This window comes from Gordonia sp. BP-119 (assembly GCF_016924115.1).
In the GTDB taxonomy this organism is placed as follows: Bacteria; Actinomycetota; Actinomycetes; order Mycobacteriales; family Mycobacteriaceae; genus Gordonia; species Gordonia hongkongensis.
The window spans coordinates 1-14426 of sequence record NZ_JAFFZF010000068.1; the positions used below are offsets into that span (position 1 = coordinate 1).

Consider the following 14426-nt stretch of genomic DNA (forward strand, 5'->3'; position numbering starts at 1 on the left):
ACCCCCCCCCCCGCTGGTTGAGCCGGCACCGAGCGGAGCGAGGCGCCGAGTCGAAACCACCTGGCGACCTACATCGAGAACCTCACCCTTGCCCGATGAGGAACGCCGCCACCGCAAAGGCGATGAGCACCAACGAGATCGCGCACCCGAGCACCACTTGTTTGGCGGTCGACATGGGTGCGTACGGGTCTTTGTACTCGTACCGGTAGGTCGGTGGGCTGGAACTCTCGGCGTCGGCAGTATGCCGCGCCGAGCCGTGGCTGGGTTGTTCCGGGAATTGGGCATGTGAGGGTAGACGCGGCGTACCCCCCGGTATCGCGTTCACCGGACCATCATGCCCGCGTCACGGAGATTTCGCACCTCGCGTGCGTCGTACGATCGGGTGAATCCGTTGTGGCCGTTGCGATTCGGACCACAATCACGGCTCGAACCTTCGCGTCTCACACGTCCAGCGTTCGCTCGAACAAAGAATCCCCAGCAGTCTCAGACTGCTGGGGATCGTTGTGGTGGCCAGAGTCGGGATCGAACCGACGACCTTCCGCTTTTCAGGCGGACGCTCGTACCAACTGAGCTACCTGGCCGGAAGGTACCGGTTGACGATGAACCGAAACCTTTGGCGACCCTGACGGGACTCGAACCCGCGACCTCCGCCGTGACAGGGCGGCGCGCTAACCAACTGCGCCACAGGGCCTTGTTAAATTATCTGCGCGGACCTCGTTACCGAGTGCCGCGCAGGCGTACCCCCTACGGGATTCGAACCCGCGCTACCGCCTTGAAAGGGCGGCGTCCTAGGCCGCTAGACGAAGGGGGCCGGTCGTGTTCTCCGTTGGGAGCTCGCATAGCTTATGACAGGTCTCGCGCAAACCACAAATCGACTGGTCAGCCCCATAAACGAAGCATCGCGACCAGCTCGACGACACGCACACCGAGGGTCACGTTCGCACCGTTTGCACACGTTGTAAACTCATCGACGCCCCGGCTCGCCGGGGCCCTGCCCCTATAGCTCAGTTGGTAGAGCTACGGACTTTTAATCCGCAGGTCCCAGGTTCGAGCCCTGGTGGGGGCACCATCATGACGATCCGAAGAGGTCCAGTGCCGAGGTGAGCGTCGATTCCCGCTGCGGTACCACCAGGACGCTCGTCGGCGTACCCGACGGGCTTCCGGACACAATCAGATTCTGCTTGCCGCCCAGAACCGCAGTTCAGATATGCCGAATACCGTCCCGATGGCAGACCAGTAGTTCTGCCCGCGCGGCCGTTCTGAACCGGAGGCACGACCGCCTGCCTTCGCGCCCGAGTCGGCGCGGATTCAGTCTGGCCCTTCGCCGGGAAATGTGCGAACTCGCCTGGAGCACAGCGAGACTCGGTGTCACCTGATCGGACGAACTCTGTCTTCACGGGGCTCGTGGAACGACGGTGCCTGACTACGATTCTCAGGTGACGCTATCCGCCCGGTTGGGCTCTCTGGCCATCCTCTGTCTCCTTGTGGCCGCATGTAGCACGTCGGGCGACGGCAGCCCGAGCTCCCCGTCGGAGAGCACGACCGCGTCCGCCGACACCTCCCCTGTCGTGGTCGTGCTCGACGGATCAGAGTCGATGCTGACTGCCGACGCTCCCGACCCCCGCATCGACGCTGCACGCGCCGCCGTGACGGATTTTGCGACCGGCCTCCCCGACGGCACACCGTTCGGACTCGTCGCCTACGGGAACACGCTCAACGCGAAGACGACGCGCCAGGCGGCCGGCTGCCAGGACGTCACGACGATCATGGATCTGGCACCCATCGACAAGGGGGCAGCAACCGAAGCCATCGCCGGTGTCGAGGCCCAGGGATGGACCCCGCTATCGAAGGCTCTCACCCAAGGTGTCGAGCTGCTGGCGGGCAGCGGAGGGTCCGTCGTTCTGGTCTCCGATGGAGAGGCAAACTGCCCGCCCGATCCCTGCGACACGGCCCAGCAGCTGCGCGCTCGCTACCCCGACGTCACGATCAGCACCATCGGCTTTCGTGCGACAAACACCCAGCTGGAGTGCATCGCCCGCGAGGGCGGCGGTGTGTACATCACGGCAGACAACTCGCAGCAGCTCGCCGCACGGATCACCGCCGCCCGTGACGCCGACTCGGCGTCGGCGAAGCTGACCAACACCGGCCTGGCCGGGGTCAACCTGGGGTCTCGGGCCGACGAGATCCGAGCGACGACACCTGGCTTCCCGGAGCTGTCCACGGGAACCGTGGACGGCGACCGCGTAGTCGTGCGCTGGCGGGACTGCGAGTGGGTATTCGCCGACGGCGTCCTGGTCGAGATCCGCCCGCTCGGATCGGCGGTCACGACAGTCGACGGGGTGACGGTCGGCACTCCGATGAGTCGCGTCGTCGAACTGTTCGGCGAGCCGGTTCGTGACGACAAGGCCACGTCCACAGCACATTTCGCCGCAGATGAACCCCGCGGTATCGCGCTCAAGGTTTCCTACGACGGCGATGTTGCCAGCGGTACAGTCAAGACTCTCACCCTGTGCATGTGCCTGCCGAAACCGGCTTCGCAGGACGAGGCCGACAACTGCGGGCCCACAGCCGATTTCCCGAAGCTTCGGGTCGTCGCCAGGGGTGTTGACTGCCAGAGCGCCCTCCGTCTCGTCGAACGCTACGTCGACGATCCCCGCACCCAACGCGGTGATCGCGGCGCGCAACTCGATTCGTGGGGATGCAACATCCTCGGCGCCGCGGAAACCGAGGCGGGCGAGCCGGTCATCCGGTGCACCCGACCCGACGGCGCAAAGGTCACGGTCGAGGAACCCAGAAACGCGTCGGATGAGAACACGGCTCCGACGAAGCAGCAGGTCTGCAACGCCTGGCAAAAGGTCTCTGACCTCTACCGCACCAGGAATCTCATCAACTCTCGCGGCCCATCGGGTGGTCTGGAAGCCGTTGCGAGACTTGGTGAACTCGCCCAGCAGTTTCCCGCCGAGGCGCTTCGATGGGAAGGAGCTCAACTATCTGAGGCTGCCGACAGCGGCTCGGTCACTTTGACGGAGTTCAACTCGAAACAGAACCTGAAGGCCTTCTGCTGAAGAAGGCAACGCGCCCCCTCGTCCCGCAAGAGAAACCGGAACATTATCATGCTCGACGGCCACAGCTCCCTGATGACCCGCGTCCGCATCACGACTCTCGCAGCCCTCGTCTGTCTGCTCAGCACCGTCCTGGCGGTGCCCGCGACGGCGACCCCGAGTGGCCCCGAATACGTCGCGTTGGGCGACTCGCGCGCTGCCGCGCCAACGAACGGATCCAGCCTGCGCCCAGACGGATGCGGGCGCACAGATGACGGCTACCCCGTACATGTGGCCGCGCGCCTCAGACTGAGCCTACGGTCCGTCGCCTGTGTCAATGCCACCACCGCCAATGTCACGACGACGCCCCAACTGACGCTATATGGTCCGCGTCCTGTCCAGACTCGCGTGCTGTCCCGGTCGACGAAGCTGGTCACCCTATCGATCGGCGGCATCGACCTGCAGTGGTGGTCCCTTGTGTCGTCCTGCTTCACGAGGAAGTTCGGCCGCGATGCGCGCTGCCGCGACAACGCCTCGGTGACAAGACGAATCAACTCCGGTCTGGCCTCACTCGCACCCAAGATCGACGCCACGCTGACCCGGATCGGACAGCGCGCTCCCAACGCACGCGTCGTTCTCGTCGGTCACGGCGGTTACTTCGGACAGAACGGCTGCCCAGGTCAGGCGAACATCAGCACCGCTGACGCTGCATTCGTCCTACGGTTCTTCGAGCGCTTCAACGCAGTGCTCCGACACTCCGCTCGAGCACACTCGGTTGTTTTCGTCGACGTGGCCGGGCCTGCCGCCGGACATGACGCATGCGCAGGTTCAGCTCGATGGTTCGAGGGGAACATCTCGCGGTCGGCAACCCAGGTACGCCACCCCACCCCGCTCGGCAGCAAGGCCATCGCAGACCTGGTCGTCGCGGCGCTCTGACCCGACCCGTGGTTGCGCCGACTCCAGCGGAGCGAGGCGTCGAGTCAGAGCCACCCCAGGTCGTCCTGTCAGCGGCACTCACTCCGCGCGGGTTTCCCGCGCAGACGATCGTCGAGCCACGTCAACGTGTCGGGCAGGCCGGCGAAGATCCCGGTCATGTGTTCGGCCGGGTACTCGCGGTACGACGCTGACGCCCCGAGCGCGCACTGCTCGGCGAACAGGGCGCGAGCCTGGCTCGCCGGTATCCACCACTCGTAGGTTCCGTGGTAGATCCGCAGCGGCATCGTCGCCCGGTGATCTTTCATCGAAGTGATCGCGAAAAGACGCTCGGCGACGGGTGAACGGTAAGGATCGGGGTCGGCCGACAGAACCTGGGTGGGTATGTGCGACACACCCAGGGCACCCATCCCACTGGTACACAGGTCCCGCATCGGAGACGTGGCCAGCCAGCGTGCCACGTTGTTCGCCATCGCAAGGACTTCGGGACCTTCCCGTGCGACACCGAGCATGGCGGCGTGGAACACTCCGGAACCGAGGTTGGCGTTCATGGCCCCGGCCAGGGAGCGGTAGTCGGCCGGTACGCCGCCGTACGCCGCGCCGACGATCCGCCCGGCCTGCTCCGGGGCGTAGGAATCGGCAAGCTTCGCCGCGGCATTCGTGGCAATCGCGCCACCGGAGTATCCGTGCATGGCGATCGGTCCGGTGGCGAAGTTGTCGGGGTCGAGCCGGCCTGCCGCCCGCAGCGAGTCCATGATCACGTGCGCTGCGACGTACGGTTCGGCGTACGCCATCCGGGGTCCGGTGTGGTCGGGCATGATCACCGCGTAGCCGCGGTCCAAGGCCAACTGCGCGAACGGCGGGATGAGGTCGGTGGTGTTGGTGTCGGCGTGATAGCCGTGAGCAAGCGTGTAACCGGGCGTGCACTTCGTCCCGAGCGCGACGATCGGCGAATTGTGAACCAGCACCGGACGCGACCGCGGTCCCTTCCACGCCTTGGCGGGGACGAGGAGGGTCGCGGTACCGAAGATCGGCTGATCGCCGGCGTCGACGCTCCGGAACTTGATCTGCTGAGCCGAATGCAGCGGAACCGTCATCAGCAACTGCGCCGTGCGCATGACATCGCGCGTGGCGATCACATCTCCGGCAGCGCGGCGTGCGAGGTCGGTCGGCCACTGGTCGAAGAACCGGTCGCCGCTCGGCGAGGGCATGACCGCCTCGCGAAGTTCCTGCAGCTCGTGGGAGGCGCCGGGGGTCATCGAGCGCGCAGGTATGCGGTGCAACCTCTTCACCGGCGGTGCCGGCACAGCGGCGTCGATGGCCTCGGGAACCGCGGCAGGCGCCGGACCGAGATTCGGCGGCTCGGCCGACACCTCCGCAGTTCCTCCGATCGCACCGATCGTCATCCCCGTCGCAATCACTGCAGAAATCGCTGCGCGCAGCGCCCAGCCCCGCAGGTTACACCATGCCAGCATCGCCGATACTCCTTGTCACACAAGCGATCCCGGACTGGAACACCCCGCTGGTCAGCCACTTCTCGCATCGAAATCGAACCCCCGTCATGGTAAAGGGTTGGCGTTAACGGTCGGCAACGGCCCTGTTGACTGTCCGACGCCACTCGGCAGTAGAGCAATCGCAAATTTGATCCTGAACACGCTCAGAGGACCTTCAGATCATCGCGGAGTCTCTTCAGGTGAGGTTCCGACCGTTACTCGGATGTTGTTGCCTGCGTTGCGCTTCAGTTGCCTTGTCAAACAACGCAGTAAGGCTGGCAATCTCTTCGAGGGTGCAGATTCCGTCTTCGATGGCCCTGATGAGCAGGGCGATTTTTGACGGCGCGGGTCGGCCGACGACTCGATACTTGTCGCGGATCCGAGTGAGGTGAGTATGCACCGTGGATTCACCGACGAAGAGTCGTCGGGCGGCTTGCTGCTTGGAATCACACGCGAGCCACACGGTCAGCACCTCGACCTCGCGCTTGCTGAGGGCAGGCCGCCCTACCGAATCAAGAGCCTGAATCGTCATCTCGCACTCCTGCTGGTCTGCTGTGGCTGACGAGAGTGACGTTAAGACGGTCGCGGTGTCGGCGACAGACCGATCTTGCGGGGGCACCCGCGAGGGTGCCACCGCCCCGGGGGGCATAGATAGTCAAGCGAACGGTCTGCCCGCACGCGGGACGGCCTGGGTTCCGAGACGAGGAAGCTCCTCGACCTCATCGGCGGTGATCTCGGTGCGTCGTGTCCCGGCGGCATCGGTCACGAGTACCGAGGCCACGGTTTCCCGGCCGGATGGCCACATGCGTACGCAGACGCGCCCGCCGGCCGCCTCCTGCAGGGCGTGTGCGGCTGCGTCACGCACTGACGCTATGACGGCGGGGTCCTGTTCCGGCGTACCGGAGTCGTCGAGAAAGATGACCTCCACGCCCCGCTGTCGCGCGCTGTACGCGGCTTCGTCGAGTTCGAGGGTGGACAGAATCGGCGCTCTCAGCCGGTCGCGCAGGTGGGCCTCGAGCAGAGCGCACTCTGCTTGCTCTGCTCTCGTGAGGGTCTCGCCTGACGCGATCTTCTCGATCATCGGACGGGCTAGGCGATCGAGGTGGCTCGATTGCTTCTCGCGCTCATCGGCACCGGCGGTTTGCGCAGCCAGCTCGGCGACGCGTTCGGTTGTCTGCGCCCGCAGCGAGAACACCGCCTTCGCCGTCGGCCGAAGAGTGAAGGACAGGAGAGTCGCCATTGCCAGAGGGGCTGCGTCGATGGCAACAAAACTGATGCCGTACGCAGCGCCCCGACCGTCAGCGACGGCCCACGCTGCGAACACAAGCACCATTCCGAGCAAGCCGATCCAGGGCGCGATCCGCCGGCCGCGGACATTCATGAAGCAGTAGATCGACGTCCCGCCGCCGTGTATCCAGGTCTGCAGAGGTGAACTGAGAACCGCGGGGGTCGCCGACAACACAAGTGCACAGGCCACCGGCCCCGAGGCGGTCAGCATCAGCGTCGTCCCGAACGGGAGCGGATCGCCGGGGACGAGGACGAGCGCGAGCGTCGCAGCTATCAGGATGACCGGTCCCAGTGCCGCCACCCAGGGAGTGGTGTAACTGTTGACCGTGGCCACGGTCACGATGACCATCGCGATGAGGTAGCTGCCGATGATGAGCCATGCACCGCGCGTTCGCATTCCGAGCAAGTCGCGAATGTCCTCGCGCCCACCCGTCGGGGTCAGCATCAACGCTCCCACTCCAAGCACACACGAGTACCACGCATCGGCGCCGACTCGATGGTGGCGGAGCCACCGATCTGCGACATCCGTTCACGGATGCTGATGGCGATTCCGAGTCGGTCGGCCGGCACCGTCGACGGTTCGAAACCCTGCCCGTCGTCGGCTACTTCTACCTGAAGCCGGTCATCTGTGATCTCCACCGAGACAATCGTCTTCGACGCCCGCGCGTGACGGCCGCTGTTGCGCACTGCCTCCCCTGCCGCCGCCGCGATTGTATGGACCACCGTGGCGGGATAGCCGGCGTCTGAGCTGTCGATTGTCCGGCGAACCTCGAAACGCCGGGTCGGGTCCACCGTGGCCGTCACCTCGCTGAGATGCGTCCGAACAACGTCGACGGCCATCGTGCCGTCGGTGTCGGTGTCGCCTCGGATCCGATCGAGCGCGTGCAAGGTGGCCTGGGCTTGAGCTGCCAACTGCGTGGAGTTCCCTCGGCGAGCAGCGACCAGCAAGGTCGCCATGACGCCGTCGTGGGTGAGTTGGTTGAACCGTTGCCGCTCGTTGGCACGAGCCTGTGACGCCGCGGCGGCCGCCGCCGTTCGGTAGGCCTGCGCCCGCGTGTCATCGAGAACGGCTGCGGTACGCATCCCCATGACGGCGGCGGCGAAGTACACGAGCGAGAATGCGAACGCCCACGCCATGTCCGCGACATACAGGCCGCTGCGCGCGACGTCACGGACCACGTAGTTGATCGTGACGGCCGAAACCACCACCACCACGAGCACGACGAAGGCGTAGGTCGGACGCATGGCCAATGCGGCAGCAATCGCCGCCAATCCACAGAAATAGAAGAACCATATGTCGGTGGTTCCGGAAAGATGCGCGCCGTTCCAGCCGAAACCCCAGGTGGCCACCGCCATCAGATATCCGCCGGCAGCAACCGCCGCACACACCCGTAGCGCTCGAGCCGACCCTCGCCACGCGAGCGGCCCCAGTGCGAGCCCGGGACCGAACACGGCAGCCAGCGCGGGGACCGTCCACCACGTGTGCATCACTCCCAACGACGCGGCGATAGCCGGTCCCGTGAGCACCAGGTACACCAGGTAGCCACAGGCGATGAAGACAGCGAACTGCCGCAGAATCCGCTGACCCGCGGACTCGTCGAGTGCGACGTCGCGATCAGACGCTAACTCCGCCGTCGCAGCCGCCGCGGTATCGGTAGCCATCCGTCCTCTATCGCTCGAAACATCAAATGCTGCCGAGTCGGCGCGGGTCGCCCCACTGCGGCGTACTTCGTTCTGATCCGACCGACGTAGTCACTGACCGTGTCTGGGGACAGGTTCATGGATTTGGCAACTCCGGCAGTGGATTCACCTGCGGCATACAGCTCGAGCACACGTCGCAGCTGTGGTGGTAGGTCGACGAAGTCGTCGTCGGCATCGATCGCAGCCGCCCAATCCACCGTCGGAGTCTCCTCGCCCGAAAGCACCGCTCGGATTGCAGCCAGAAGTACGTCGTCGTCAACGTTCTTGCGCAACACCGCTTTCACCCCCGCACTGGCCGCCAACCGGACCAGATAGGGTTCGTCTCCGGAGGTGTAGGCGACAGCCGGGATGTCGAGTTCAGCGAGACAGTCGACGTTGATCTGCGGTGAACTCCCGTCCTCCAACCGCAGATCGAGGACGACCAAGTCGAGATCTCGGGTCTCTGTCAGCAACTTCGACACTGTCGCTGCGCCGGCGGTGAACTCCAGGTCCGGCTGGTCCCCGAGAATCGCCCGCAGCCCGGCGACGATCGACGGGTGATCATCGACGACTCCGATCCGCGCGCGCTCGCCCCGTCGCACCACCATGGCGCAATCATGACCGACGCCCCTCGACCACGGTGGCAAAGTTGCACGGATCACATCCGTTCGCGCCTCGGGGACTGCGTGTTGACATCACCGACGCTAGCCCGTCGACTCGAAGCTCTGTATCGACTGAACGGGCTGTTCTCAGTCGGCCACCGGGCGCCATCGGGCCGGCCTGTCAGACGGCGCCCAGACCCCTCGTAACGTTCACCGACACGGCTGGGATACTCCTGCCGTGACCCGATTCCGCCTCGCACTCGTCGCCGTTCTCGCCATCGCGATCAGCTGCGTGTCGGTACCGTCGGTTCTCGCCGCGCCGGCGGCGCCCGCGTACGTCGCCCTGGGAGACTCACGCGCCGCAGCGCCGACGCTGACCTCGGCACAACATCCGGACGGGTGCGGACGTACCCGCGACGCCTACCCGACGCACCTCGCCTCCCAGCTCCGGATGAGCTACACCTCCGTTGCCTGTGTGAACGCCACCACGGCAGACGTCACGACCCGCCGACAGACGACATCATTCGGCGCCCGGCCCGTCCAGATCGACGCACTGTCGTGGTCCACACGCCTCGTGACTCTCTCGATCGGCGGCAACGACCTCCGCTGGTGGTCGATCGTCTCCTCCTGCTTCACGCCCAGGTTCGGCCAAGATGCCCGGTGTCGCCAGGATCGAGTCATGGCCGACCGGATGACCTCGGCCCTGACAGCTGTGGCACCGAAGATCGGCGCAACTCTGAGCCTTATCCGCGCCCGCGCACCCCTCGCTCGCGTGGTTCTCGTCGGCCACGGCGGCTACTACGGCCGAACCGGCTGCCCCGGCCAGGCGAACATCAGCAACGCCGACGCCGCGTACCTCCAGACCTTCTTCAAACGATTCGACGCCATCCTCCGAACCGCCGCCGTCACCCGATCGATGACCTTCGTCGACGTCGCCTCCGCTGCCGTCGGACACGACGCATGCGCCGGCGCAGCCCGCTGGTTCGAGGGGAACGCCTCGCAGTCCCAGACCCAACCCCGCCACCCGACGCCCCTCGGCAGCCGCGCGATAGCGAATTTGATCGTGCGAGCGCTCTGATCATCCAGTTAGTTGACCCGAACCGGATACGGTCGCTGACGCGCGATGTGCCCCGATCGATGCGGGCACGTGGACCGGTCTGGCCGACAAGCCCGCGACGATAGCCGCGGGTGCCGACGCCACTGCCGCTCGAGCGGTATTCGCCGCTGTCGGGCGCGGTGAGCTGATGTTCAACGTGAAGGACTACGGCGCCAGAGGTGACGGCGTCACCAACGACGGGCCAGCCGATCGAGGCTGCAATCGCAGCAATGCCGGCGATCACCCCCGCCTACGGCGCATCGGGTGTGCTCTACTTCCCACCCGGCCTGTACCTCGACCCCAGCAGCCACACGATCCCGTCGGACAAGCGGATCGTCGTCGCGGGTGCTGGGAAGAACGTCAGCGTCCTGCGCCGCACCGCCGCGGCAACCGGAGACTGGTGGACGTTCAACGCCTCCTACTCCGGCGCATGCGACATCACCCTCGAAGGCGGGCGATACCAGGCGCCCGCGTCCGGCGACCCGTCGTGCTCAACGGGGCCTACACGATCCTGGCCGAGGTCTTCATCACGAAGGTGTCGGGCAACGGCGTCGCGATCGGCAAGACCGGCGCGGCCATCGCCCACCGCCTGCACAACCTGATGATGCGCGAGGTCAAGGGCAACGGCATCTACACCCACCCCGCGACCGGCGCGACCGACGGCATGTGGTCCAACCTCGACATCGGCAACACCGGGCTCTCCGGCGTCCGTCTCGACACCGGCGCGCAGAACCTCGTAAACGTCCACGTCTGGGGTTCGGGTCTCGAATCCGACACCGACAAGGACGGATTCTGGCTCAACTCCCCATCCAACTCGCTCGCTGGCTGCCAGTCCGAGAAGAACCTCGGCCGCGGTGTCCGCATCACGGCCAACGCCAACCGGCTGACCGGCTGCGGCCTGTGGGGCAACGCCTTCGGCGCAGTGTACATGCTCGGCGCGCAGTACAACGTGCTCATCGGCAACCAGTTCTACCGCAACAGCGTCTCCAACACCGGCGGCACGACATCCACCTCGTACGCCGTGGTGTTCCTCGAGAACTGTATCCGGAACACGAGCCAGGCCAACACCTTCTGGGACACATCGACAGAACTCACACCAGGCAACTACGTCACCGCGCCGACGTACCCGTACCCCGGGCGCGCGGCGATCTTCACCCACGCGATGCTTTACGCGGAGCCCGGCACCAGCGACAACAACGTCATCCTGGGCAACAACGCACCGCGCGAGATCACCCGACTGTCGGCTAGCACGGCCGCCCCGTATGTCTTCACCGGCAACGGCGACATCATGGTGGACAACAACTGGGGCGCGATCCTCACGCCGACGCGAGCGGTGGCGTCCGGCGCTGTGCGCATTCCGCCCGAGTCCGACACCATCATCGTGGCTGTGTCGCAGGAGATCACCTCGGTGCTCGGCGCCCGCCCGGGCCGCGTGGCTCGGATCATCTTCACGAACGTGACGCCACTCCCGGTGCGCGACAACGGAACGACGCTCAACCTCGCGGGCGACTTCTCACCGGTCCAGAACAGCGTTCTGACGCTCGTGTCTGACGGGACGAACTGGTACGAGACAGCGAGGTCGACGAACTAGTCCCACTCGGCGGGTTCGGCCCGGACGATGATCCGCCCCTCGGTCCCGACGGCGGTCGAGTAGGGTGCCACGTCGGCCCGGACGACCGCGTTGGCGCCGATCCGGCTGCGGAACCCGAGCTTGACCCCGCCGAGGACGACCGCGCCGGCACCGACGTACACGCGATCATCGAGCGTGGGGGCGTCCATGCTGCGGCCACTGACCCCGAGGGTCACGGCCTGATAGAGGACGCAGCCCGCGCCGAGGCGCACCTTCGGGTGGACGACCAGGCCGCTGCCGCCGTGCGCGATCCGCAGTCCCGGTCCAGCCATCACGCTGCGTGGGATGTCGGCGCCGCACAGGACCCGCAACAGGACGGTGAAGACCACGCCGAGAGGGCCCTGTCGCCTGGGAGAGACGGAACAGCACGACCGCCACCTTCCCATACTGGTCCGGATTGCGAGCCAGATCGGCAGCCATAGTGCGTAAAACGGTCACCAGATCAGTATGCGGAATGGCCCGCCGTCGCGCGTGAGTCCGGTCGGACTGTTCAACTGATCGGACCAGATCCTGGACGCAGCCTGTTGACCTGCGATGACGGGATGCTGCCTGTGTTGTCCGGTCGTCCCTACGCTGGGTTTGCGCATAGGGCATGATTGTGGGCATGCCAGTCCAGTCGCACTATGCGGATCAGATCGTGCGGGTCACTGATCTGACCGTCACACGCGACCTGATCGCAGACATCAGGTTTGAGAACTGCGTCGTGTTCGGTCCCGCGGTGTTTGTCATGCTCGAGTCGGTCGCGATCAACAACTGCACCTTCGATGCACCACTTGATGACTGGTTCTGGCCGATGAAGCCGGAACGCCGGGTAATCGGGGCGGTTGGCCTGCAGAACTGCGTGTTTGAGGGGTGTCGTTTCACTCGGATCGGCTTCGCCGGGACCGATGACGTTTATGAAATGTTCGCGAGAGATCTGCTATGACTCGCCGAAGTCTAGTTGTAGCAGCGCTGACCGGCACCAAGATAAGTCACTCCTATCTGCTGTCGACGGTGCGCAGTCCGGTCTCGAGTTCCAGCAGTCCTCATACGGAGCGCAACCAGATAGAGGATCACTCCCCGGTCTTTGTCGGTCTCTGGAGTGTCAAGAAGAGCGACCTGTCTGTATCTCAGGGCTCCCGCCCTCGTGCTCAGCCGGACTCGCGGATGAGCCGACTGCGCGAATTGGCTGAACTGGCTCACCAACAACCGCTGGAAGACGGGGAGTTGCAGCAGCCCCTCACAGAAGCCGCAATCGCGCGTGCAGAAGGCCTTCTGTCTGCTCTGCGACGCGAATCTCCGGAGCTCTACGCGCGAATCGGGTTGTTCCCGGAGCAAGACGGCGGAGTCGAGCTGCAGCTGACTACCCAGAACAGTCAGAGCGTGGTGACGATCCTGCGGACCGGCGACATCGCGGGGATCAAGACCCGATACCCACGCGACCGCGTGACTCATCGATTTGCTGGCGCCAACGAAGCCGCCACGGTCGCGTACTTGGCGGATCTCGCGTCTGACTCATGACCCAGCCGCCGTTGCAGCCGTGCGAGGTCTTGATGACCGACCCGGACGAAGTCTTCTACCGGCAGGTGCGCATCAACGATGTCGACGTCGACAACGGTGAGGTACGACCACTTGCGTTCAAGACCTCATCGAACGACGACGGCAAGCTCTCCGGGACTCGCAGCAGCAAGCGCTCCGCGGAGCAAGCCTTCTACGATCGGAAGACGGTCAATCCTGGTTCCACATCCATTGGCACTTGGGGCGTTACAGTCGGAGAGGTCATATCTGCGGGCTCACGGTGCATTGATGACTCCGACTGTCCGCCTCCGCCAGGTTCCACCACTCCACCCGGGCACTGCTACATCGATTTTCGCGGACTGGACAAGACCGAAAGGTCCGACTTGCGTGACGATCTCGCGTTCTTCGCCACCACAAACCGGCGGCTGTACCCGCCTTCGTGAGCTGAACACACCCGCCCACACATGGAGACGGCCCAGCGTGGAGCTCATTCTGCAATCGAAACGTCGACGTACCCTTCCGAGCTCTGCAACGGGACGGTGAAGGTGCCGGAGGAACGCTCGTCGGTCTTGCCGACCATCCAGTGCCAGCTGATGGCGTATTCGCCAGCGGGGAGATCCACCTCGAACGGCGTGTCCACCGGGCCGGGGATCGGTATCGATCCACCGGTGCCCACAATGCGCACCTGTCCAAAAGCCTGGGACGGAATCCCGTAGAAGCGGTAGCTGCCTTGTGCGATTTCTTCGATTCTCCATACGTACACGAGGATGCATCGTTACACGTGCTGTCCGGGGACACATAGGGATCGGACCATCCCGGCACACACCCAGTCAGAATCTCGGTCGGCGGCGACTTCCGAGTCAAGTGTGCGATCCTCCTTCGCATGGGTTGGCAGACGATGCTCGAAAGAAGCGGCACTCAGCTCAGGTGCAAGAGGACGCGGCGGCCGAGGCCGCGAGTAACCGGCAGCAAGCGCTGTGGAACAAACTGGACCGCGCAGTGCAAGAGTTGTCAACGGCCAGTTTGATGTCCCCGCTGGTGGCCAGGTGAAAGTCCCCACCCTGTGCGGGATGTTCTTAGGTTGGCGGTACCTCCGTTCGGTGTGTCATGCGGTAGGAGTCGCCGTCGGTGATGACGATGGTGGCGTGGTGCAGGAGCCGGTCGAGG

General features: G+C 65.1%; 16 protein-coding genes and 4 tRNA genes. 8 read left to right on the forward strand and 12 right to left on the reverse strand.

The features are described from left to right. Nucleotides 1-82: 82 nt before the first annotated feature. The 4 genes from JW364_RS23055 to JW364_RS23070 all read right to left on the reverse strand — a co-directional run bounded on the left by JW364_RS23055 (nucleotide 83) and on the right by JW364_RS23070 (nucleotide 811). Nucleotides 83-325, reverse strand: coding sequence for a hypothetical protein (locus JW364_RS23055; protein WP_065630940.1), 243 nt, complete (start codon nucleotides 323-325; stop codon nucleotides 83-85). A 179-nt stretch (nucleotides 326-504) separates the two neighbouring features. Next, nucleotides 505-581 (reverse strand) — tRNA-Phe (locus JW364_RS23060). A gap of 33 nt (nucleotides 582-614) precedes the next feature. Then, a tRNA-Asp gene (locus JW364_RS23065) sits at nucleotides 615-691 on the reverse strand. Nucleotides 692-738: 47 nt separating this feature from the next. Beyond that, nucleotides 739-811 (reverse strand) — tRNA-Glu (locus JW364_RS23070). 182 nt (nucleotides 812-993) lie between these two features. Here JW364_RS23070 and JW364_RS23075 point away from each other — a divergent pair. The 3 genes from JW364_RS23075 to JW364_RS23085 all read left to right on the forward strand — a co-directional run bounded on the left by JW364_RS23075 (nucleotide 994) and on the right by JW364_RS23085 (nucleotide 3977). Further along, nucleotides 994-1069 (forward strand) — tRNA-Lys (locus JW364_RS23075). 367 nt (nucleotides 1070-1436) lie between these two features. Next, nucleotides 1437-3065 carry a VWA domain-containing protein gene (locus JW364_RS23080; protein ID WP_205334436.1) on the forward strand — a complete coding sequence of 543 codons (1629 nt, stop codon included), beginning with the start codon at nucleotides 1437-1439 and terminating at the stop codon, nucleotides 3063-3065. A 72-nt stretch (nucleotides 3066-3137) separates the two neighbouring features. Further along, nucleotides 3138-3977 carry an SGNH/GDSL hydrolase family protein gene (locus JW364_RS23085; protein ID WP_205334449.1) on the forward strand — a complete coding sequence of 280 codons (840 nt, stop codon included), beginning with the start codon at nucleotides 3138-3140 and terminating at the stop codon, nucleotides 3975-3977. 68 nt (nucleotides 3978-4045) lie between these two features. Here JW364_RS23085 and JW364_RS23090 read toward each other — a convergent pair whose 3' ends face one another. The 5 genes from JW364_RS23090 to JW364_RS23110 form a co-directional block, all read right to left on the reverse strand. Further along, nucleotides 4046-5449, reverse strand: coding sequence for a lipase family protein (locus tag JW364_RS23090; protein ID WP_205334437.1), 1404 nt, complete (start codon nucleotides 5447-5449; stop codon nucleotides 4046-4048). Nucleotides 5450-5663: 214 nt separating this feature from the next. After that, nucleotides 5664-5999, reverse strand: a complete 336-nt coding sequence (locus JW364_RS23095; RefSeq protein ID WP_205334438.1) for a LuxR C-terminal-related transcriptional regulator — start codon at nucleotides 5997-5999, stop codon at nucleotides 5664-5666. 123 nt (nucleotides 6000-6122) lie between these two features. Continuing rightward, nucleotides 6123-7199, reverse strand: coding sequence for a hypothetical protein (locus JW364_RS23100; protein WP_205334439.1), 1077 nt, complete (start codon nucleotides 7197-7199; stop codon nucleotides 6123-6125). Next, a complete protein-coding gene (locus JW364_RS23105; protein WP_205334440.1) occupies nucleotides 7199-8416 on the reverse strand; it encodes a sensor histidine kinase in 1218 nt (405 codons plus the stop codon). The genes JW364_RS23100 and JW364_RS23105 overlap by 1 nt, the downstream gene beginning before the upstream one ends. Beyond that, nucleotides 8377-9042: a response regulator transcription factor gene (locus JW364_RS23110; RefSeq protein WP_205334441.1), complete on the reverse strand. Its 666-nt coding sequence runs from the start codon at nucleotides 9040-9042 to the stop codon at nucleotides 8377-8379. Before JW364_RS23110 ends, JW364_RS23105 begins: the two co-directional genes overlap by 40 nt. A gap of 232 nt (nucleotides 9043-9274) precedes the next feature. Between JW364_RS23110 and JW364_RS23115 the strand changes: the two genes are divergently transcribed. Together JW364_RS23115 and JW364_RS23120 are read left to right on the forward strand one after the other, a co-directional pair. Further along, complete coding sequence (locus JW364_RS23115) at nucleotides 9275-10114, forward strand: SGNH/GDSL hydrolase family protein (protein WP_205334442.1); 840 nt, start codon at nucleotides 9275-9277, stop codon at nucleotides 10112-10114. Nucleotides 10115-10619: 505 nt separating this feature from the next. Next, nucleotides 10620-11723: a hypothetical protein gene (locus JW364_RS23120; RefSeq protein WP_205334443.1), complete on the forward strand. Its 1104-nt coding sequence runs from the start codon at nucleotides 10620-10622 to the stop codon at nucleotides 11721-11723. On the opposite strand, the gene JW364_RS24600 is transcribed toward JW364_RS23120, so the two are convergent. Continuing rightward, the gene (locus tag JW364_RS24600; protein WP_205334444.1) at nucleotides 11720-12091 is read right to left on the reverse strand and encodes a serine O-acetyltransferase; all 372 of its coding nucleotides are present in this window, start codon (nucleotides 12089-12091) and stop codon (nucleotides 11720-11722) included. The genes JW364_RS23120 and JW364_RS24600 overlap by 4 nt on opposite strands. Nucleotides 12092-12366: 275 nt before the next feature. On the opposite strand from JW364_RS24600, the gene JW364_RS23130 reads away from it, so the two are divergent. The 3 genes from JW364_RS23130 to JW364_RS23140 all read left to right on the forward strand — a co-directional run bounded on the left by JW364_RS23130 (nucleotide 12367) and on the right by JW364_RS23140 (nucleotide 13702). Continuing rightward, entirely contained in the window at nucleotides 12367-12687 is a 321-nt protein-coding gene (locus JW364_RS23130) for a hypothetical protein (protein WP_205334445.1), read from the forward strand. Between the two features lie 221 nt (nucleotides 12688-12908). Beyond that, a complete protein-coding gene (locus JW364_RS23135; RefSeq protein ID WP_205334446.1) occupies nucleotides 12909-13262 on the forward strand; it encodes a hypothetical protein in 354 nt (117 codons plus the stop codon). Further along, nucleotides 13259-13702 (forward strand): hypothetical protein, encoded by a 444-nt coding sequence (locus JW364_RS23140; protein WP_205334447.1) that lies wholly within the window; start codon nucleotides 13259-13261, stop codon nucleotides 13700-13702. The genes JW364_RS23135 and JW364_RS23140 overlap by 4 nt, the downstream gene beginning before the upstream one ends. A gap of 44 nt (nucleotides 13703-13746) precedes the next feature. Here the strand turns inward: JW364_RS23140 and JW364_RS23145 are convergent, their stop codons facing one another. Continuing rightward, entirely contained in the window at nucleotides 13747-14022 is a 276-nt protein-coding gene (locus tag JW364_RS23145) for a hypothetical protein (RefSeq protein WP_205334448.1), read from the reverse strand. Between the two features lie 313 nt (nucleotides 14023-14335). Then, a partial coding sequence (locus JW364_RS24350) for an ATP-binding protein (RefSeq protein ID WP_275892343.1) occupies nucleotides 14336-14426 on the reverse strand: 91 nt, incomplete at its 5' end.

Coding starts and splice junctions, on each gene's coding strand:
- JW364_RS23140 (WP_205334447.1), top strand. CDS start 13,259: ATGACCCAGCCGCCGTTGCAGCCGTGCGAGGTCTTGATGACCGACCCG.
- JW364_RS23135 (WP_205334446.1), top strand. CDS start 12,909: ATGAGCCGACTGCGCGAATTGGCTGAACTGGCTCACCAACAACCGCTG.
- JW364_RS23130 (WP_205334445.1), top strand. CDS start 12,367: ATGCCAGTCCAGTCGCACTATGCGGATCAGATCGTGCGGGTCACTGAT.
- JW364_RS23110 (WP_205334441.1), bottom strand. CDS start 9,042: ATGGTGGTGCGACGGGGCGAGCGCGCGCGGATCGGAGTCGTCGATGAT.
- JW364_RS23095 (WP_205334438.1), bottom strand. CDS start 5,999: ATGACGATTCAGGCTCTTGATTCGGTAGGGCGGCCTGCCCTCAGCAAG.
- JW364_RS23090 (WP_205334437.1), bottom strand. CDS start 5,449: ATGCTGGCATGGTGTAACCTGCGGGGCTGGGCGCTGCGCGCAGCGATT.
- JW364_RS23100 (WP_205334439.1), bottom strand. CDS start 7,199: ATGCTGACCCCGACGGGTGGGCGCGAGGACATTCGCGACTTGCTCGGA.
- JW364_RS23085 (WP_205334449.1), top strand. CDS start 3,138: ATGACCCGCGTCCGCATCACGACTCTCGCAGCCCTCGTCTGTCTGCTC.
- JW364_RS23105 (WP_205334440.1), bottom strand. CDS start 8,416: ATGGCTACCGATACCGCGGCGGCTGCGACGGCGGAGTTAGCGTCTGAT.